We start from the raw sequence: 19,766 nt of genomic DNA, 5'->3' as shown, positions 1-19,766 counted from the left end.
ACCACCCAGCACCTGAGTGTACTCTTCTGGGTTAGAAAGCACTTCAATTGCCTTCTTCACATCCTCATCCACTTCAAAAGATGCTTCAATAATCCCCCTCTCCAGTAATGCTCTGGCAACAAACTCCTCTTTAATGAAATGTCTTATCTCTTCCTTACTGTTTTCAAGATCCACATCAAGATTATTGGCCACCGCAGATTCCAAGCTTTCAACCTGGCTCTGAATCTTATCCAACTCCCCTAACGCTACAGCTACCTCTCGCAGCTTAGCTACTTCTTCTTGTATATCGGAGGTATAGTCTAACTCTTGATCAGCCAACCAAGATTTGAATTGATTCAAGACTTCATCTGAGATAGAAACTTCGGAAGCGACTTCTCCGCTTGGCATTTCTCCGGTGTATTCATTTCCAAACCTAAAAAACAGGTCGGCCTTAAGAAGTGAAACTGTTATCGGAGATAATTTCTTTGTATTAATAGTGTAATCTGGATCAACACCTCCACCATCAAACACCACTCGACCATTATTAGTCTGGAAGGCTGTCTGCAATGAGTCCGCAATCTTACCAACACTACCATCTTCATTTCTATTACTATAGTCTATCGCTTGAATGCACCTACCACTTGGCGTGTAATACTTGGCGATTGTTACCTTCATCTGTGAATTGTAGGACAAGGGCATGGTGCGCTGTACCAGACCCTTACCAAAGGATTTCCGACCAATGATCACTCCCCTATCATAGTCCTGCATCGTGCCTGCCACAATTTCTGAAGCCGAAGCACTAGAACTATTAATTAGAACAGCCAAGGGTATATCGAGATCTGTTCCAGTATTCAAAGTTTTATAGGTGGCATTCATCTCCTTCAACTTACCTTTTGTAGTTACCACCAACTGACCCTTTTCAATAAAGATATTTGAAATATTAACCGCTTCATTCAGTAGTCCACCACCATTGCCTCGTAAGTCCAAAATCACTTTTTCGGCTCCGTCTTTTTTTAATTTTCTCAAAGCTGATTTCACTTCCTTGGATGCATTTTCAGTAAAGCCGGTAAGCTTGATCAGACCGACATTCTCATTGACCATACCATAGTAAGGCACATTTGGTAAATCGATCGTTTCTAACTCTACTTCGATATCTAGTTCACCTTCTCCAGGCCTTTCGACTTTCAAAGTAAGCTTAGAGGATGCCTGCCCCCTGAGATATAGACTGGCTTTGTCATAATCTTGTCTTACGTCAATACCATTGATAGAAATGATTTCATCTCCTCTTTTCAAGCCAGCCTTTTCGGCCGCAAAACCTTCGTTGGGCATCACGATCATTACTCGCTTATCGTACTTTTCTCCAACTACTGCCCCAATACCACCGTACTGACCAGTATTCTCTGTGCGAACATCTTCGATCTGATCTTCTGGATAATACACCGTGTATGGATCGAGGGTTGACAGCATAGCATCAATACCCACTTCCATAATTATGTTGGGGTTAATGTCATCGACATAGTTAGCATTAACCTCCTTATACATAGTGGCGAAAATGTCGAGGTTCTTTAGAATCTCGAAGTATTTGTCATTTTGCGGAGCGGTAAATGACCAAAGTAAAAATGCGGATAGGCCCAATAGGGCAATTCGAATCTTTTTAATCTTTAATTTCCTCATGATTGATCCTTGTGCGAAAGGTCTTGTGACTCTTTCTTCAAACGGAGAAGCGATTTCTTTAGTTTGCCCTCAATGGTTTGATAAGGCAAAATATCTTTTCCTGTATAAATATAACCAATCAATAATTTCGGCAAAGCCTGAGATTCATCTGTGAGAAGATGCTTATTCAAGCGGTAAGCTTCCTTAATCTTTCTCTTAATAAGATTTCGAGTAACTGCCTTCTTGAACTTCTTTTTGGATACTGATATGAGCACTTGATTAGACTCAATATCATCTTGCGGAAGGTATATAACCTTGTAGGGATATAAATAAAAAGAGGAGCCTTTTTCAAAAAGCTCCTTGATTAATTTTTTGCTATGTAGTCTTTCCGACTTAGGGAAAGTGTATTTCAAATTAGCTGTATTTAGCTCTGACACGAGGTTTAAGTTAATAAAACCTCAGAAGTACACAGCATTATTTACCGTGCTTACCTTCGTCAGAAACAGTAAGTTTATGTCTTCCTTTGGCTCTACGTCTCGCTAGTACGCTTCTACCATTAGCAGATTCCATTCTAGATCTGAATCCGTGCTTATTTTTTCTCTTTCTCTGCGAAGGTTGAAATGTTCTTTTCATCGTTTCTTTATCTTTCTCTCAAAAAGGACTGCAAAGATAGACACCTTTTTCTTTTTTACCAACGTGTGTTAGAAATTGTTTAGCTTTAATCCTCTCAGCGAATTTCTATGGACTATCACTTCTCTTTTCAGCATCCAAATACCCACTATTTCACCATTAAAGCAACTTTTACAGCCAAGACTGCTAACGAGGAAATACTACTTCCAAACTGGAGACCAGGCAGATATCAAATCCAAAATTTTGCGAAGCGCATTCGATCGATCAAAGCATTGGATCAGAATGGTGACCACATCGGACTAGAAAAGCTGACCAAGAGTTCTTGGCGACTGGCCAACGAACCTGGTTCTGTGACCATCACTTACCAATACTATGCATTTGAGATGGATGCAGGTAACTCTTGGCTGGATGATGAGCAGTTGTATGTGAACTTTATTAATTGTTGCATCTACACTCGGGAAAGCCTTGATGAGCCATGCACGATTAGTTTTGATCTACCGGATGATTATGAAATAGCCTCGGGACTTAAGAAAATAAAAGATCATAAGCTCTATGCAGATGATTACTATCGACTAGTTGATAGTCCTATGTTCGCGAGTTCGTCTCTGAGAAGAATCTCCTACTCCGTCAAAGACTATTCCTTTACACTTTGGATTCAAGGAGATTTGCCTAAGACAGACGAAGAAATAATTAAAGACTTCAGTCGATTTACGGCATTGCAAATTGACGTCATGGGAGAATTTCCGTGCCCCAAGTATCATTTTCTATTTCAGTGCCTTCCATACAAGCATTATCATGGCGTAGAACATTGGAATTCTACAGTGATCACTATCGGTCCTTCTTCGGCATTAGTAGACAGGGATCGATATAAAGACTTTCTTGGGGTGAGTTCACATGAGTTATTTCATACGTGGAATGTCATTAGGCTTCGCCCGAAAGAGATGACACCATATGATTTTCAAAGCGAAAATTATCATGAGACGGGGTTTGTCACCGAAGGTGTTACCACTTACTATGGCGATCTCTTTCTAGCAAGATCTGGTGTATTCAGTCTTGAGGAGTATTTACAGGAGTTGAACAAGCTCTTAAAGAGACATTATGAAAACGAAGGAAGAACAAATCTGTCCGTAGCCGAGTCATCATTCGATCTTTGGCTGGATGGGTATGAAAGAGGTATTCCAGGAAGAAAAGTATCCATATACAATGAAGGCGCATTGGCTGCTCTCATTCTTGACCTTATGATCAGGGTCAAATTCAATAATGACAAGTCTTTGGATGATGTCATGAGACTTATGTGGTCTACTCACGGCATAGACCAATCCGGTTATTCATTCCTTGATTATAAATCTGCTGCAGAGTCCGTTTATGAGGAAACCCTAGATCGCTACTTCGATGACATTATATCAGGAATTCATCCTATTGAGGAATACCTAAGTGACTTACTGCCCAAGTTCGGTCTGAGCTTCGACCTGTTGGCCTCAGAAAAGGTAGAAGAAAAGACATTCGGGTTTCGCTTATCAGAGCAAACTATTGCTGATATAGCAAGCGGATCGCCTGCTTACGAAAAACTGAGCATTGGGGATAAGTTAGTTTCGATCAATGGGAACCCTTTCAATCAAGAATTATTGAATTCTGACCCAATGACACTTGAAATCGATCGCTATGGACGATCAATGGAAGTCGACCTTATTCCGAGCGAGAGCCATTACTTCTCCATTTATCAGGTGTCAAGGGAGAAAAATCTTAGTAGCAAACTACTAAACATGATCCAAGGTTGGCTCGAGAACTAGTTAGAAGCAACACTTTCTATTGAAACTGTCTTAAGGTCAATTGGAGAAGTCGGTATTGCCACATTCATGGCTATTTGCTCAACTTCATAAGTGAGTTTCCGATCGAACTCTCTAAAATGCGTTTCTACGAGGGAAGGTATTCTCAGTCCGTTTATCGATTTATACTTCTTGAATCTAACCTGGCAGTCATCACCAAGGGATGTCATCACCTTGAGGTGAGAGGAAACGGAGTAATATTCATGAACATCATAACCCAATTGCTGGCCCCTAAACAGTTTATAAACCCATTTTCCCTCGACAAGGTATTTCCCCATGTATTGGGCCTTGGAAGGCGTGATTTTAGTCAAGTCACCGACAGGTAATAAGTGTTCTTTAAAAGACAATGCTTCAAGACCTGATTGCGGATATATGTTGTTCCGCACAAGGGTCATAACCTCTCCATTTTGCATCACTTGAGAGAGTCTCGAATCATTGACATCGATCTCCTCAAGAAGGTACCCATCAATACCCTGATACATATCTTTTCCATAGGTAAGTGCCATTGAGCCACCTGCCTTAAGAGAAACTAATCCGGTTTTATGAATTGTCTTGATATTCGACCATTGGGCTCCACCCATCGCTTTGAAATACCGGTTCAAAACATATTCGGCACTATCATCCTGAGATGGAATGCTTGGTGAGACCTGATCTTGTAATTGGGAGAATTCTGGATTTACGGAATCTTGAGTAGTAATCGGTCTGATATCTTCGGTATCTAAATCCATCGATACCAACACAGAAATGGCAAGTACGAAAACGCTAAAAGTCAGCACTCGCCATATGAAAGGTGAAATTTTCATAAGTAGCTGATTTACATACATTAACGAAAAAATTGCTGAAAGTTTCAAATTTTGACGAGCATAGCCGAAAATTGACTTACAACAGCCTTTTTATGTATACAAAAAAGAGCCTATTTTGTCTCCTGACCTATCTTCAAGGGGCTTACACAAAAAAAGGCAGCTAATATGAGCTGCCTTTTTTTTATTACAGATGCCTCACCTATTTGTTAAAAACAGATGCATCGATTTCTCCATTTACAGTCACCTCTTCTGATTTGAATTCAATTGCCACAGGCAATTGTCCTCCTTTTTGCGAGAAGCTGTAAGGTATTTTGATACCATCTACTTCACGATAATCAGATAAATCAATCGTTCCGGAGGGTCCTAGTTCTATTCTTACTTTCAACCCTGATTCTACATCGTAGTATTCGTTGACCGACATACCACCGATATTTACTTCAATTCTATGTGTTTCTTTATCATTCACTTTTGAGGTTCCTTTATAGGTAAGCTCAAAGCCGATCTCCTCATAAAAACGCTCACCGAAAAGCGTACCCTGATACTTCATTAATGCTGCAAAAGGACCTGGAGGCGACTGCTTCTGACCCGCCATTACTAGGAACGCCTCTCCAGAGTTATAGATTTGATAAATCTCTCCCTGAGGTACTGTCTGCACATCGGCATACTTATCAGGTGACTGACTATAAACGACCCTTCCAAGTGCAATAGACTGACCACCCATGTTGAGGGTTGCCGAACTTTTATTCACCAAAGAAGTCACCCCATCAACAGCATCTCTACCACCAATCGCCTCGATGTATTTATCCAGAATGGCTCTTGGTGAGATGTCAGCAATCACCTTCTTGCTTGGATCCTCAACAACATTACCCTCTACATCATAAAACTCGATTGGACCAAAAGGTCTTAGACTTTCGAGGATTTCTTCTGCCTTACCAACAATCACAATATTAGCCTTGTCAGGTCTGATGTATTTCTGAGCAACCCTCTGAATATCTTGCACCGTAATGGCTTCTAGACGTTTCAAGTAGTTAGCATAGTAATCCTCTGGCAAATCATTTAATTCAGTACTCAAGGCATATTGTGCCACAGTACTTCTGTTTTCTAAGCCTCGGGCGAAAGAGCCTCTCATCGAATTCACTGCCAAGTCTAGTTCTTCCTGGGTTACCTCAGCCTCTCTAATACGCTTGAGCTCATTCATAAACTCAGTCAAAGCACTATCGGTGACCTCATTTCTAACACTTGCAGAAGCGTTAAAAATTGCACTATATCGACTACTTCCTAAACTTGAATAGGCACCATATGTATATCCTTTATCCTCTCTCAAATTCATGAATAGTCTTGCCGATCCACTTCCTCCAAGAATCTCATTCATCACTGATATGGTCGTTGCATCAGCATTACCCGGCTTATTTTCCACCGGATATGAAATACTGATTACCGACTGGACCGAAGACGGTCTATCAACCAATGATATTACTGTTTTTTCTACACTCTTTGGGGCTTCAAAACTCTCTTTCTCAACATCTCCCTTTTCCCAATCGCCAAAGTACTTTTTAGCGAGTTTTTGAGCTTCCTTTTTCGTGATATCTCCTACGATGACCAAGTAAGCTATATTGGGTTTGAAATAATCAGCATAGTGTTGCTTCAAGTCTTCAATTGAGATGTTGTTCACGGTCTCTTCCGTAGAAGATTCTCCATATGGATGATCTTTACCGTAGTTGACCATGCTTCTGATTCTAGCAGCTATCCCGTTAGGGTCATCTTTGGCTTGCTTAAGACCAGTGAGTGTTTGCTCGATAGCCCTGTCAAATTCATCCTGAGGAAAAGAAGGGTTGTATAAGATATCTGTCATGATATCGAGTATTTCTTCTTTGTACTTTGACAGTGAGAAAGCCGACATTGAAGTGGCTCCGGCAGAAACTGAAGCCCCCATGAAGTCAATTTCTTCACTTAACTCCTCTTTAGTCTTTGAAGTAGTACCAGCACGAAGCACTTGACCGAAGATTCCTGCATAACCCGCTTTATCACCTTCTGTAATTGGTCCTGTGTTAAATGACAATGTCCAGCTAACAGTTGGTAACTTGTGGTTCTCAGCTAAAATTACTTTGAGTCCATTCTTCAACGTGAACTGCTCAGATTTACCTAGCTTCAATTCCTTGGCAGGCGCTGGTTCTGGTAGTTTAGTTCTATCAATTTGCGCGGTTGCTCCAATGGCAACGAATGCTAACGCAAGGGTTAAAAATCTTTTCATTAGTTATTTCCTCCTTCCTTCTTGATTTTAGAATCTGTCGGCTTTTCCTGTTCAGATTTAGGCCTGTAGGTTAGTACCACCTTATTCTCTGGCACAAAGTATTTCTTTGCCACCTTCATCAAGTCTTCTCGTGTCACTTTTCGATATCTTTCTATCTCGGTATTGATCAACTCCGCATCTCCGAAATAAACATGATAGTTTGCCAAGCTTTCGGCTATTGACTGAACAGATCCATACCCCGAAATGAAATTGTTTTCAATCTGATTTTTTAGTTTTTGAAATTCTCTTTCTGGTACCATTTCATTTTTCAACTCTTCAACCAGCTTATCCATCTCTTTTTCCAAATCTGACACTTCATAGCCTTGGTTTGGTAAAGCGAAGTTGATAAATAGTCCACCATCTTCCAGACCAAGCGGTACTACCTGTACTGCAAGGGCCATGCGTTTTTCGTCTACCAATACTTTCTGAAACCTTGAGCTCTGACCGCCAGAAAGGAGTTGAGTCACTAGCTGTAGTGCATAGTAGTCTTCCGTTCCTTGTGGCGGCATTCTGTAGCCTTGGATTACTGCTGGTAATTGAACATTGTCGAAAACGGTCTCCTCAACAACTCCATCAAGTTTCGGAGCAGTGATCGTAGGCCTCGGGATGGTTTTAGTACCTCTTTCGATCTCTCCAAAATAAGCTTCTATAAGCTTCTTAGCTTCCTCGGTTTCGAAATCGCCAGCTATAGAAAGCGTGGCATTATTTGGTACATAGAAGGTTTCGTAGAAGTCAACAAAATCCTGATCTGTCGCTGCATCTATATCTTCAAACGATCCAATAGGTGACCACTCATAATTGGTTCCACCGTAGGCGTTCTTCAACATTTTCTCTAGTAGTGTTCCGTAAGGTTGGTTATCCACTCCTTGCCTTTTCTCCTCCTTCACTACTTCCTTTTGCGTAGCAATTCCAGTAGAATCGATCTTGGCATGTAGCATTCTTTCAGATTCCATGTACAATCCTAATTCCAACTGATTAGACGGCAGGGTCTGAAAATAATATGTTCTATCTGGAGAGGTATTCGCATTCAGGCTGCCTCCTGCGGCTTCAATAATCTTGAAATACTCGCCTCTTCCAATATTCGGTGAGCCCTCGAACATTAGGTGCTCGAAGAAGTGGGCAAAGCCTGTCCTACCTTCTGGTTCGTTTTTAGAACCTACATGGTAAAGAACAGATACCGTAACAATCGGTGTAGAATTATCTTGATGTAGAATGACATGCAACCCGTTATCCAGATCATATTCATCATATTCAATGTTCTGAGCCCTCGCAGATAAGGAGAGCATCATACATAACATCATAAGGAAACTAAATTTCTTAATCATAGTATGCTTACAGTTTAAATCTTCGAACGAAAGTAAATGTGTAATGGATTTGTTTAACGCATCAAGTGGTCAACGGAACATCACACGGATGTATGGATTTGAGGCTACCTGTTATTTCAGATCATGAAGAATCGCCTGAACTTCATGCCATTTTAAACGAGGGCCAAATTGCGATACAACCTTTGAACTAGCCATACTAGCCAGTTTACCAGCTGATGCATAAGTCATGCCATTTGTGATACCATATAAGAAAGCCCCAGCAAACATATCTCCAGCTCCATTGGTATCAACGGCTTTTACTTTATAAGCTTCGATATCGATAAAAGTATCACCATCCCAAATCATAGCCCCATTACTACCCTGTGTTATTACAAATCGGTGGGCTTCACTTTTCAGTGCTTCACGTGCTTCCAAAATATTGTCTTTACCTGTGAAAGACATTGCCTCATCTTCATTGCAGAAAAGTAGATCGACTGAAGCACCAATCACCTCCACAAACTTTTCCTTAAAGAACTGAACAATACTTGGGTCGGAAAGTGTAATAGCGGTTTTCACCCCATTATTCTCGGCAATTTTCTTACCTAACTTCATGGCTTCAACGCCTGTAGTGGAAGTAGTCAAATAACCTTCTAGGTAGAGGTATTGAGAGTCCTTCAATGCATATTCATCTACCTCATCTGTAGATAAATTGGTTGTGGCTCCCAAAAAAGTGTTCATAGTTCTATCCGCGTCAGGTGTAATCATCACCAAACATTTACCGGTTATACCCTCTTCTCTTTCCTTATTATCAAGGTTAGTATCTACCCCGGCATCATTCATGTCTTTTAAATAGAAGTCGCCAAACTCATCATTAGCCACTTTGCAAGAGTAGAATGAGTTACCTCCAAACTGACTAACGGCAATCACTGAGTTGGCCGCAGAGCCACCAGACTTTCTATTCAGGTTGCCATTGTCAATAGCACCGATCAACCTAAACTGAGTATCTTCATCTACCAGTGTCATTAAACCCTTCTGCACTTTATGATCATATAAAAACTGATCATTTACCTTAAACTCAAGGTCCACAAGTGCATTGCCTATCCCGTATACATCGTACTTCTTATTCATCTCTATTAGGTTATAATTGGTGCTCTTTCGAAGACTTTAGTCTCATCAAAGAGCTTTCTATATGTTATATGTGTTTTTAATATTTTTCCACCAATCTGCTCTACTACACTCATCATTTTAGGATTGAAATCTCCAATCCAGTTCATCTCAATATCGCGGTACTGAAAGCCCTTTTTCCAGGCCAAATTTTTGACATATGAAACCACAAGTCCCCCTTCAACTCCTTTTTTCTGGTGGTCCGGAACTACGCCAAACACAATACCCAGACCCTTCTTACAGGCTCCTGTTTTAAGTAGATAGAGAAACTTAAGTTTGCTCAACAAGTTCCATTGACCATTCAGGTGTTTGTACAATTGATTCAACTCGGGAATAGATATGAAGAAAGCCACAGGGTCACCCTTGTAAAAGGCAAACCAAATTAGCCGAACATCAGCCACAGGTTTAAGCATTTTGAAAGTGGCTTTTGCCTGTTGCATGCTCATGGGTTTTACACCACTATGGCCTGCCCATGCCTTGTTGTATACTTCATGAAAGTACTCATGGCCCTTAGCATATTCCTTCTTAGTGATATGCCTGAATTCATAGTCAGGATTATTCAGGGTGCTTTGGGCCTTCTCATAGAACCTGGGACTAAAGTCTACCTCACTACCCATGGGCCTTTGGTAGGTGTATTGCTTGAAGAAAACACCAAAGCCATAAGCCTCAACAAGTTCCTGATAATACTTGAAGTTATAAGGCATTTGATAGTTGGGCTCAGTAAAACCATCTACCAACAATCCCCACCAGTTATTTCTATCTCCAAAGTTGATCGGCCCATCCATGGCCTCCATACCTCTTTCTTTCAACCAGTCCTTGCAGGCATCAAATAGCATAAAAGCAGCTTTCTGATCATTGATACATTCGAAAAAACCCATTCCACCAGTGGGTTGATCATAGCTGTTGGCGGTTTTATTATTCACAAAGGCAGCAATGCGACCGATGGTTTGGTTACTATCATCCTTCAGGATCCAACGAATGGCCTCTCCGTTCTTGAAGTTTTTGTTCTTAGCTGGATCGAAAACAGCTTTTATATCCTTATCAAGTGGCCTGATCCAGTTTTTTTCATTCTTATATAGCTTAGCAGCCATTAGAATGAATTCTTTCTCTGTGGGTTTGTCTTTTACTTCTAGGAGGCGCATCTGCAAAACGGAAAGCAAAAATAAAGACTTATCCTCAACAAAGAAATCTCGACCTAATTATTGACTTAAAGCAAATTACTGCCTGAGTACTTTAGCTCGATCAGGGTAGTCCGTAATGATTCCATCTACTCCCATTTTCACCAGTCGCTCCATGGCACCCAGCTCATTGACGGTCCAGGGAATGACCTTCATGTTTTTTGAATGACACAACTCCACCATCCTTTTATTTAGAAGCCTATAATTAGGACTATAGATTTCAGGAATGAATCCAAGGTCGTTTAGGTTCGATTCAACCCCCCTGGTATTTTCTATGAGCGCGACAAGAGTAATGTCAGGATATGCTTCATGCCAATGTTTTAAAACTCGAAAGTCAAAGCTTTGTATGGTAAACCTATCAGGGGATAGTTTGTCTTTTAATAGGTCATGTACAATTTGGGAAAATTCATCCACTCCTGGATGATATACATTATCTCCCTTTTCAGAACTTTTGATCTCAATGTTATAGCCAAGTTCGGGCAGATCGTTATCATCCAGATACTTTTCCACAGCTCCAATGACATCCTTTAATAAAGGTTTGGAAACCACCATTTTTTGTTGTTGACCGAATCGAGGGTTACCTCTTGACCCACAATCATAGGATTTAACCTCCTCATAAGTCATCTCATATATGTTGAGCCCTTTTGATTCTACTGACTTAACAGGACTACCATCTGGTTTTGAACATATTAAAGAGGACATATAAGGCTCGTGCGAGACCAACACTTGCTTGTCTTTGGTAATTACCACATCTAATTCCAATGTTATCACCCCCTCATCGATTGCTCTTATAAAGGCCGGAATGGTGTTTTCAGGCAACAACCCTCTTGCACCTCTATGCCCCTGAATATCTATTTCCTGAGCATTGATCAAAGAAGAAAGAAAGAGAAGAACAAAAATTGTTGAGAGTCTCATGCTTGGTTTTTATGCAAAATAAGGAATACCCTACGGATGCTGGTTACCGAATTATTATTCTTTAGCAGGGAGAACTAATTGCTGCATGGGATCATTCAGAATTATGGCTTCTGGCATACCAGCTCTAACACTTGAAATAAATTGATCACCCCTTGCAATGGGATAGTGGGATACAATGTACTTTTTAGCATTGATCAAATCCTTTATCTTCTCTGCACCTGAACGCAGGACAACCCAGTATGGAAGAATAACCAAGTCGATTTCTCGATGCTTTAGATTCATTGTATTTAGAACCTGCTCATCTATGAGTAAATCTCCCATATGAAGCACACGAAAGCCTCCTATATCTATGACATGACCAAGGTTTTGCACCCATCCCCATTGTTGCTGTCCATCATGCTTAATTTTGAAAGCTTCAATATGGACGTCATTATGGTCAAAGTTCATACGCTTCTTTTCCCAGTCAAATAGCATCAGTTGCCTTTTTACTCCTTCGTAATGAGATGAAAGTTTTACTAGACTGTCTACCACCTGTGGCAGAGCGATCATATTAGTTTCAGGGTGTCGGTTCAAGAAATTACCAACCGTGGCTGGATAGAAGTGTGTATAATGAACATGAGATTGTAGGTAGAAATCTACTCTAGCAAAAGGCGGTTCACCTTCGATCATCGCATGAAGTTGATCGTCAGAAGGAAAAGTAAAATCAGGGTGGGACTTCTTGTACAAGGCATCAATCAAAACAGCCTTACCATTACTTTCAAGGTGAAACCCTTCATTACTAATGAATGTCACCCGAAGTTCCTTTTCTTGACCGAAAGCCGTCATGCTTATGGAACTCAATAAAGTGATCCAGACGAAAATCATAGGCCATTTGGGTGCTCTCCAATCAGAATTCATGACAAGCAATTACGTGGATTAGAAGAACAAAGACAATCACATGATTAGGTGATGACGCACCTTCTTTGAAGGCATAAATATGCCTTTGGTCAGTTAATATGGCTCCGAACACACTTATGCTTATTGTTTTGGTGCTAATTGAGTATTATTGTCATCCTCAAAGATTTAGAAACACATTTGAATTGACATACTCATGAAAAAGATACTAAGCTTAGTATTCATCTTGTGCTCAATAACAGCTTTCGGCCAACGCAATTGGAACGGTAAGTTTGAGCAAATGGACAATATGTTGCCCACACCGAATCAATATCGCACCGGTTCGGGAGAGCCAGGACCTGCTTATTGGCAGCAAAAGGCAGACTACAAAATCAAAGTAGAACTTGATGACGAAAACCAACGCATTACTGGTTCTGAAGTCATTACCTATTACAACAACTCCCCATCGGAGCTGAGGTACCTTTGGATTCAACTTGATCAAAATGTGAGAGAGCAAAATAGCTTCAGCAGCCAGGCTGGAACTTCCAGACTACCTGCCACAGTGAGCCAAGTAGGAACTGTGCAAGCGCAACGTGCTTTGGGAGATACCGGCTTTGATGGTGGTTTTAAGCTTATGGCGGTAAAAGACACCAAGGGGAACGATCTTCAATACCTGGTGAACAGGACCATGATGAAAATTACGCTACCCGAACCCCTGGCAAGTGGTGGTAGCTTTAGTTTCAACATAGACTGGTGGTATAATGTGAACGACCGTGCGGTGATCGGTGGCCGTTCAGGATACGAGTACTTTAAAGAAGACGGCAATTACCTCTATACCATCGCGCAATTCTATCCAAGAATGGCGGTTTATGATGACTTCAATGGATGGCAAAACAAGCAATTCATGGGTTCTGGTGAGTTTGCATTGACTTTCGGAGACTTTGAAGTAGAAATCACCGTTCCTGCAGATCATATTGTTGGCTCTACAGGCATGCTTCAAAACCCAAAAGATGTCTTGACGAAACAAGAAGCCAGACGCTTTGAGCAAGCGAAAAAGTCTTTTGACAAACCTGTCATTATTGTTACTCAAGAAGAAGCTGAAGCCAAGGAAAAGAAGAAAGCCAGCAGAAAATCAACTTGGGTCTATCATGCTGAAAATGTGAGAGATTTTGCTTTCGCTTCATCCAGAAAATTCATCTGGGATGCTCAAGCAGTAAAGGTTGGAGAAAACACTCCCCTTGCCATGTCATATTACCCAAAAGAGGGCAATCCGCTTTGGGAAAGAGAATCTACAAAAGCTGTGGTCAATACATTGATCAATTACTCAGAAATGACCATTGATTACCCTTACCCGGTGGCCATTTCAGTACATGCGGCAAGCATCGGTATGGAATACCCTATGATCTGCTTCAACTTTGGCCGTCCAAGACCTGACGGTACTTATGATGACTTTATCAAAACACGCATGGTCTATGTGATTGTGCACGAGGTAGGACACAACTTCTTCCCGATGATCATTAACTCTGATGAGCGCCAATGGGCATGGATGGATGAAGGATTGGATTCATTCCTCGAGTATTTGACCATGAAGAAATACTATCCTGAATTACCATATAACTCTAATTCTCCAGAAGCTATAGTTCCTTATATGAAGGGCAGCAAGGACTTTATGAGGCCAATCATGACTAACCCTGAACAATCGCTTCAACTTGGGCCTGAGGCTTACTCAAAGCCGTCTGCTGCTTTAGTGGTGCTAAGAGAACAAGTAATGGGGCCTGAATTATTCGATCAGGCATTTAAAGAATATGCCCGTAGATGGGCATTTAAACACCCTAAACCTGCCGACTTCTTCCGTACAATGGAAGATGCTTCCGCTGTTGATTTAGACTGGTTCTGGAAAGGATGGTTTTACACAACTGATAATGTTGATGTAGAGGTGGCGGATGTCAAATGGTTTAAAGTTGCGGGAGAGCAGAAAAACCTGGAAAGCAGAGTGAATGCTCAAGGCGGTAACCTAGGTGAAAATGCAGGAGAAAATGACGGAAACCCTTTCTACGGTCAGCCTCAAGAATTCAAACTGACAGACAGCCGCGTTGGAAGCGAATACCGTAGTGAAGTAGACAATGAAGCCATTCGAGAACGGTTCGCAGGTAAGAACGTTTATCAAATGACATTCAAAAACAATGGCGGACTGATCACACCTTTAGTATTGGAGTGGACTTACAAAGATGGAAGCAAGGAAATCGAGAGAATTCCAGCTGAAATCTGGAGAAGAAACGAGCAACAAGTGACCAAGCTTTTTGTAAAGGAAAAAGAAGTGGATAGCGTTGTGTTTGACCCTTTCAAGCAGTTGGCTGATGTGGACATGGAGAACAATGTTTTTCCTCCAAAGGGTAAGAATTCACGCTTCGATACATTCAAAAAAGACGGAAACTAATTCCGAAGAATAATCTTTAAAAACCCCGATCGAATCCGATCGGGGTTTTTTGTTTACTACCGTTCACGGAAAATCTCGAAACTCATGTCTCCCTATTGCCGTTGATTTAGACGGCTTAACAAAACGTTTTGGAAGAAAAATATCAAAAAGTAGAAGCACAACCTGCCCACAAACTGGCGGTTCCACTTTTCATTTTTACCAGCATACCGTATTTCATTACACTCGCTTATGACTTCCTGGTCAGTGAAAAACCAGACTCTACTTTTGCCTGGTTTGGGGCATTCTATCTGGCACTAGGGGGCTTATACTTAGGTCTCCGCTATCTTAAGAGAAGCTAGTCTCCATATTTCCAGTATTAGACTAAAAATAGAGTACCAAACCGATATTCAAGGAAAGGCTATTGGTCCCTTTCAGAAGATCTCCCGTACCAATGTTATATCGCAAGGTAGGCTCAATTGACAAGCACTCTATCAGTACCCAAATGGGATGGCCTGCCTCAAGTGCAAGTGCACCCCCATTATCACTGCCACTATTTGAATCTAGTTTTCGGTTAATGTGAACGACTGAGTAACCAAGGCCTGCAAAAAACAGCCCCTGAAAATAATACCTGGCAAACGGACCTACATTAATCTCTGTCGTGGAGCTATTTCCTACGTCCAGATAAGTCATTCCTAAATCAAGCCCAAGGGCCAAATTCTGATGGAAAAAATATCCAAACTTAGTAGTCAGGTTAATACTCCTCTGATCGTTTAAAACATCATTGCTGGTTGATCTAAAAGAGAGGTTACTCGAAGCACCTATTAACCATTGATCCTGCTCAATTTGAGCTTCCAAAGGTTCATTGACCAAAACAAGTATACTAAAGGATATAAAAACGATTAATACAGTGCTTCTCATGCTTTAACTCTCAAATTGTGTGTGTACGCTAAGCTACTGAGTAACATCCAGTAAAGTCAGTAATCTGTATAGACAAGGTGTAGACAAATCACTGTAGAGCATAAAAATCAGAGAGCGCGTTTCTCAGTCAGATGAATTACTATTTGGTCTGAAAGAGTGATAAGTGACAGCCAAAAGCACAGAAAAAGATATGTGAAAAGAACTTTTTGAATCCGTGACACATCAATAGTTAGAAGCTATATTATTTACATTTATATGATTGATATTTAAGCTATGAAAGGAAGTTTTTTAGGAGAATTTGAAGAGGTAGTGTTGTTAGCAGTCTGTGTACTAAAGGGAGAGTTGGCATACGCTAATGAAATTCGAAAGGAAGTAGAAAAGCACACGGCCAGAACAATTAATCTCAGCGCCATACACTCGGCCCTGTATCGAATGGAGCGTAAGGGATTTCTTGACTCACAACTGGCGGAAGCCTCGCCTAGACGAGGTGGCAAAAGGAAACGGTATTTCGAAGTTTCGAAAAAAGGTTTTGATGCTCTCTGTGAGGTCAAACGAATCAGAGAGTCTTTCTGGAAACTGGTCCCGGTCAGCCAAGTGAAAGGAGGCACCCTTTGAGTCGGCCACCCAAACTCCCATTACTCCTTCTACGACTTCTGGCTGGAAAACAAATACTAGAAGAAATAGAGGGTGATCTCTATGAAGACTTTCTTGACAACCTTGAATCAAAGGGGCCAAGACGCGCCAAAGCGATCTATATCTGGACAGCATTGAGGTCTGTGCGACCATATATCCTATTACACAACAAAGAGAATCGAAAACCAAAATTCATTGACATGTTCTACTATCAAATCAAAATGGCATTTAGGGCCTTTCGGAAAAGTGCTTCACACACGTTCATTAATATATTCGGACTTGCATTAGGGCTAGCCGGAAGCCTCGTCATTCTACTTTTCCTGATTGATGATCAAATCAAAGATGACTTTTTAGAAAACAGTGATCGTATATACCGAGTGGAGTCCACCTCCGAAAGGAATGGATTGATAAATAGAAGTCTGAAACTCCACTCTAGTTTGATGCCCGCCATTTCGCCCAATATACCGGAGATTGAAGCATACACCCGAATGTCGTTGGGTTCAGAGACGGTGGTCTTTGAAAAAAGCGGGAATAAAGAAGTTCTGAACCAGACTTTCTTGTCTGCTGACCCTGGTTTCTTCAAGGTCTTCTCTTTTGAGATAATTGATGGAAATAAGCAAGACATCCTATCAATGCACAATACAGCCGTCATTACAGAATCAGCCGCTAAACGCATCTTTGGCGATATTGACCCAATAGGTCAACAAATAAAACTTGCCAAGCCGGACCAGTTTTCAAAAGATACTGATCTGGAAATTGTGGGCTTAATGAAAGACCCACCTGGCAACTCCAGTATTCAGTTTGACTTTATCAAATCCATGTCGACTGTAACTGGACAAAACGAAAAGATATCATTTGGACGCAATTTTTATATATCGCTCCCTATCTATGTCCTATTATCAAATGGCAGCCAGCCTGAATCAGTCACTAAAAAAATACTACCAGAACTGAAAAAACATACGGAAAGCGACCAACATATAGCTGCTGAATATTCTCTGAATAATATTCAAGCGCTTAAGTACGATACAGAAGTAACTGATTCAATTATTGCTCCTACAGACAAACGTGTGATAAATATGTTTGCTATTGTCGCCATATTAATCATCTCGCTGGCGGTTATCAATTACATTAATCTAACAAGTGCGAGGGCTACATTAAGAGGACTCGAAGTTGGAGTCAGAAAAGTCTCTGGCGCAACTCAGAGAAGTTTGCTCAATCAGTTTTTACTAGAATCTCTTCTCATCTGCCTTATCGCGCTCCCATTCGCAATCATAATAGTTCAGTTAGCCATCCCTAGTTTTGAAGAAATCTTGGGAGATAAATTGTTCTTTGATTATTCTTCGAACCTTCCTTTCCTCGCGAAAATCCTAACATTTGTGGTTCTATTAGGTTTGATTTCAGGACTTTATCCGGCCATCTTACTTTCAAGGCATAAGTTTGCCGGAGTCTTAAGAGGTCGTCTGGAGCACTCTAGAAATGGTGTGCTACTTAGAAAGACCCTGGTAGTATTTCAATTTGTCTTCTCCATTGCGCTCTTGGCTGGTATCGCATTGATTCAAAGTCAACTGAATTTTGTCAAAGACACAACCCTCAAGTACAATCCAGATCGAGTGCTAGTATTGAACGGTACTTCAGCGCAGTTTCGGAAGAACTATCAAACAATAAAAAATCAAATTCAGCAAATTCCAGGGGTCCTTCAGGTTTCGATTGCCGGTCAAGCCCCTGGCGATGAATTCTTTGGTGAAACGAGAAGCCCCCAATTTCCTTTTAGCTTTAAGAGGTTCATTGTTGACCATGACTATTTAGACATTTTCGACATAGACATAAAGTCAGGAGTGACCTTCAATCCTCTATTAGACAGCGCGGCTTCGCATGTCATCATTAACGAGACTTTTGCTAAGTCAATGGAAGGCGACCTTCTCAACTCATCTGACTACAGGTTTCAGGGAAGGAACAAAAGCAAAATAATCGGAATTGCTGAAGACTTCCATTTCGAGTCTTTACACAGTCAAGTGGCACCTGTTGTTTTAACCCCCGTGGAAAGCTTCCCTTGGGTTTCAAAAGCGATTATCAAACTTGAGACTTCACAAGTCTCACAAGTCATATCTGGATTGGAGAAAATGTGGGAAGAGATATACCCCGAGCAAACACTTAATTATCAATTCTTAGATGACAGATTAGATCGGCAATATCAGGCAGAATTCAGAATGGCTGAGGTCTTCAAAATTTTCACAATTCTGGCAATTGTCATCTCATGCCTCGGGCTTTTAGGGCTTTCTACTCATACAGCGCAGGTAAAAACAAAAGAAATCAGCGTCAGGAAAGTGTTGGGGGCATCTGTCGGTCAAATCATACAACTATTGGCAAAACAGATTTACCTACTCATTACTGTTGCAGCAATCATTGCCTCTCCTATAGCCTATTATTTTGTCGATCAATGGCTCCAAAATTTTGCCTATAGCGTTGATATTTCAATACTGACCTTCCTATCGATTACAGGACTTTGTTTTTTGATCACCGCCATTACCATTGGGTTTCAAACTATAAAGACAGCAAGAACTAACCCTGCCTATACACTGAGAAACAACTGATACTGGTTATCAAAAAGAAAGGGAGTCATTGATGACTCCCTTTCTTTTGTCGGGATGACAGGATTTGAACCTGCGACCACTCGCCCCCCAGACGAGTACGCTACCGGACTGCGCCACATCCCGAATTATAGAAAGTACCTTGTGTATTCTCTTTTTATATAACTCTTGTTCTTGAGCTTTTTTAGATAGAGCTCAAATCTATTCGCTTCCAGCCTATTTTCAAACTCGCGAATAAAAATCAAACGCCAAGGACCTTTATTTCTGGTAGACTTATTCTGTCCATTGTTGTGCTGAATCAATCTTTGTTCAACATTAGCGCTATGCCCATAGTACCAACGGCCATTGGTTGAAGACTCTAATATGTAAGTGTAATGCTTCAACACAAAATATAGCCTACTGAAAATTAAACTTATTCTCGGCCCTCATTGATGTATTTTCTAAAATACATGCTACCAATTTTTTAACTAAAATCGAGATGACAATGTGAGGTGTTGATAATGAAAGAGTAAAGAAGTGGAGTGTATTGGATTCGAACCAACGACCCCCGCCCTGTCAAGGCGGTGCTCTAAACCAACTGAGCTAACACTCCAATA

17 protein-coding genes and 2 tRNA genes (1 of these 19 cut by a window edge) are annotated in these 19,766 nt (G+C 41.0%); 5 read left to right on the top strand and 14 right to left on the bottom strand.

Annotation, left to right across the window (positions count from 1 at the left end):
- The 3 genes in view from BFP97_RS00105 to rpmH are tightly spaced (at most 37 nt apart) and all read right to left on the bottom strand, a layout consistent with a single transcriptional unit that may run on beyond the window.
- Positions 1-1,653, bottom strand: partial view of a S41 family peptidase gene (locus BFP97_RS00105; protein ID WP_069840470.1) — the 5' portion only. It extends 6 nt beyond the left edge of the window; the window shows 1,653 of its 1,659 coding nt (coding positions 1-1,653); it begins with the start codon at positions 1,651-1,653; the stop codon falls past the left edge of the window.
- On the bottom strand, positions 1,650-2,069 hold the full coding sequence (rnpA, locus tag BFP97_RS00100) for a ribonuclease P protein component (RefSeq protein WP_317039302.1): 420 nt from the start codon (positions 2,067-2,069) through the stop codon (positions 1,650-1,652). Before rnpA ends, BFP97_RS00105 begins: the two co-directional genes overlap by 4 nt.
- Before the next feature lie 37 nt (positions 2,070-2,106).
- Positions 2,107-2,265, bottom strand: coding sequence for a 50S ribosomal protein L34 (rpmH, locus tag BFP97_RS00095; RefSeq protein WP_069840469.1), 159 nt, complete (start codon positions 2,263-2,265; stop codon positions 2,107-2,109).
- Between the two features lie 107 nt (positions 2,266-2,372).
- Between rpmH and BFP97_RS00090 the strand changes: the two genes are divergently transcribed.
- Positions 2,373-4,052 (top strand): M61 family metallopeptidase, encoded by a 1,680-nt coding sequence (locus tag BFP97_RS00090; protein ID WP_069840468.1) that lies wholly within the window; start codon positions 2,373-2,375, stop codon positions 4,050-4,052.
- Here BFP97_RS00090 and BFP97_RS00085 read toward each other — a convergent pair.
- The 7 genes from BFP97_RS00085 to BFP97_RS00055 all read right to left on the bottom strand — a co-directional run bounded on the left by BFP97_RS00085 (position 4,049) and on the right by BFP97_RS00055 (position 12,639).
- Positions 4,049-4,891, bottom strand: a complete 843-nt coding sequence (locus BFP97_RS00085; RefSeq protein WP_139135127.1) for a hypothetical protein — start codon at positions 4,889-4,891, stop codon at positions 4,049-4,051. The genes BFP97_RS00090 and BFP97_RS00085 overlap by 4 nt on opposite strands.
- 199 nt (positions 4,892-5,090) lie before the next feature.
- Positions 5,091-7,142: a M16 family metallopeptidase gene (locus tag BFP97_RS00080; RefSeq protein ID WP_069840466.1), complete on the bottom strand. Its 2,052-nt coding sequence runs from the start codon at positions 7,140-7,142 to the stop codon at positions 5,091-5,093.
- Positions 7,142-8,506, bottom strand: a complete 1,365-nt coding sequence (locus tag BFP97_RS00075) for a M16 family metallopeptidase (RefSeq protein ID WP_069840465.1) — start codon at positions 8,504-8,506, stop codon at positions 7,142-7,144. Before BFP97_RS00075 ends, BFP97_RS00080 begins: the two co-directional genes overlap by 1 nt.
- Before the next feature lie 111 nt (positions 8,507-8,617).
- Positions 8,618-9,613: an adenosine kinase gene (locus BFP97_RS00070; RefSeq protein ID WP_069840464.1), complete on the bottom strand. Its 996-nt coding sequence runs from the start codon at positions 9,611-9,613 to the stop codon at positions 8,618-8,620.
- A 5-nt stretch (positions 9,614-9,618) separates the two neighbouring features.
- The gene (locus BFP97_RS00065; protein ID WP_069840463.1) at positions 9,619-10,791 is read right to left on the bottom strand and encodes a hypothetical protein; all 1,173 of its coding nucleotides are present in this window, start codon (positions 10,789-10,791) and stop codon (positions 9,619-9,621) included.
- Between the two features lie 75 nt (positions 10,792-10,866).
- A complete protein-coding gene (locus BFP97_RS00060; RefSeq protein ID WP_083262341.1) occupies positions 10,867-11,742 on the bottom strand; it encodes a glycerophosphodiester phosphodiesterase family protein in 876 nt (291 codons plus the stop codon).
- Between the two features lie 54 nt (positions 11,743-11,796).
- Complete coding sequence (locus tag BFP97_RS00055; RefSeq protein ID WP_069840462.1) at positions 11,797-12,639, bottom strand: MBL fold metallo-hydrolase; 843 nt, start codon at positions 12,637-12,639, stop codon at positions 11,797-11,799.
- Between the two features lie 193 nt (positions 12,640-12,832).
- On the opposite strand from BFP97_RS00055, the gene BFP97_RS00050 reads away from it, so the two are divergent.
- Both BFP97_RS00050 and BFP97_RS00045 read left to right on the top strand, forming a co-directional pair.
- Positions 12,833-15,052, top strand: a complete 2,220-nt coding sequence (locus BFP97_RS00050) for a M1 family metallopeptidase (protein WP_069840461.1) — start codon at positions 12,833-12,835, stop codon at positions 15,050-15,052.
- Between the two features lie 128 nt (positions 15,053-15,180).
- Positions 15,181-15,390 carry a hypothetical protein gene (locus tag BFP97_RS00045; RefSeq protein WP_069840460.1) on the top strand — a complete coding sequence of 70 codons (210 nt, stop codon included), beginning with the start codon at positions 15,181-15,183 and terminating at the stop codon, positions 15,388-15,390.
- A gap of 22 nt (positions 15,391-15,412) precedes the next feature.
- On the opposite strand, the gene BFP97_RS00040 is transcribed toward BFP97_RS00045, so the two are convergent.
- Complete coding sequence (locus BFP97_RS00040; protein WP_069840459.1) at positions 15,413-15,949, bottom strand: hypothetical protein; 537 nt, start codon at positions 15,947-15,949, stop codon at positions 15,413-15,415.
- A gap of 273 nt (positions 15,950-16,222) precedes the next feature.
- Between BFP97_RS00040 and BFP97_RS00035 the strand changes: the two genes are divergently transcribed.
- A complete protein-coding gene (locus tag BFP97_RS00035; protein WP_069840458.1) occupies positions 16,223-16,564 on the top strand; it encodes a PadR family transcriptional regulator in 342 nt (113 codons plus the stop codon).
- On the top strand, positions 16,561-19,173 hold the full coding sequence (locus BFP97_RS00030; protein ID WP_069840457.1) for an ABC transporter permease: 2,613 nt from the start codon (positions 16,561-16,563) through the stop codon (positions 19,171-19,173). The genes BFP97_RS00035 and BFP97_RS00030 overlap by 4 nt, the downstream gene beginning before the upstream one ends.
- Positions 19,174-19,222: 49 nt before the next feature.
- Here the strand turns inward: BFP97_RS00030 and BFP97_RS00025 are convergent.
- The 3 genes from BFP97_RS00025 to BFP97_RS00015 all read right to left on the bottom strand — a co-directional run bounded on the left by BFP97_RS00025 (position 19,223) and on the right by BFP97_RS00015 (position 19,762).
- Positions 19,223-19,296: transfer RNA gene (locus tag BFP97_RS00025), tRNA-Pro, on the bottom strand.
- A gap of 2 nt (positions 19,297-19,298) precedes the next feature.
- A complete protein-coding gene (locus BFP97_RS20890) occupies positions 19,299-19,556 on the bottom strand; it encodes a GIY-YIG nuclease family protein (RefSeq protein WP_170827371.1) in 258 nt (85 codons plus the stop codon).
- A gap of 131 nt (positions 19,557-19,687) precedes the next feature.
- Positions 19,688-19,762 (bottom strand) — tRNA-Val (locus tag BFP97_RS00015).
- Positions 19,763-19,766: the final 4 nt, after the last annotated feature.

It is taken from the genome of Roseivirga sp. 4D4 (genome assembly GCF_001747095.1).
GTDB lineage: Bacteria > Bacteroidota > Bacteroidia > Cytophagales > Cyclobacteriaceae > Roseivirga.
This window is presented reverse-complemented; position numbering and strand designations above follow the sequence as displayed.

Bases quoted from the DNA above. Each gene is read 5' to 3' on its own strand.
- rpmH (WP_069840469.1), bottom strand. From the start codon at position 2,265: ATGAAAAGAACATTTCAACCTTCGCAGAGAAAGAGAAAAAATAAGCAC.
- BFP97_RS00090 (WP_069840468.1), top strand. From the start codon at position 2,373: ATGGACTATCACTTCTCTTTTCAGCATCCAAATACCCACTATTTCACC.
- BFP97_RS00085 (WP_139135127.1), bottom strand. From the start codon at position 4,891: ATGAAAATTTCACCTTTCATATGGCGAGTGCTGACTTTTAGCGTTTTC.
- BFP97_RS00080 (WP_069840466.1), bottom strand. From the start codon at position 7,142: ATGAAAAGATTTTTAACCCTTGCGTTAGCATTCGTTGCCATTGGAGCA.
- BFP97_RS00075 (WP_069840465.1), bottom strand. From the start codon at position 8,506: ATGATTAAGAAATTTAGTTTCCTTATGATGTTATGTATGATGCTCTCC.
- BFP97_RS00070 (WP_069840464.1), bottom strand. From the start codon at position 9,613: ATGAATAAGAAGTACGATGTATACGGGATAGGCAATGCACTTGTGGAC.
- BFP97_RS00065 (WP_069840463.1), bottom strand. From the start codon at position 10,791: ATGCGCCTCCTAGAAGTAAAAGACAAACCCACAGAGAAAGAATTCATT.
- BFP97_RS00060 (WP_083262341.1), bottom strand. From the start codon at position 11,742: ATGAGACTCTCAACAATTTTTGTTCTTCTCTTTCTTTCTTCTTTGATC.
- BFP97_RS00055 (WP_069840462.1), bottom strand. From the start codon at position 12,639: ATGAATTCTGATTGGAGAGCACCCAAATGGCCTATGATTTTCGTCTGG.
- BFP97_RS00050 (WP_069840461.1), top strand. From the start codon at position 12,833: ATGAAAAAGATACTAAGCTTAGTATTCATCTTGTGCTCAATAACAGCT.
- BFP97_RS00040 (WP_069840459.1), bottom strand. From the start codon at position 15,949: ATGAGAAGCACTGTATTAATCGTTTTTATATCCTTTAGTATACTTGTT.
- BFP97_RS00035 (WP_069840458.1), top strand. From the start codon at position 16,223: ATGAAAGGAAGTTTTTTAGGAGAATTTGAAGAGGTAGTGTTGTTAGCA.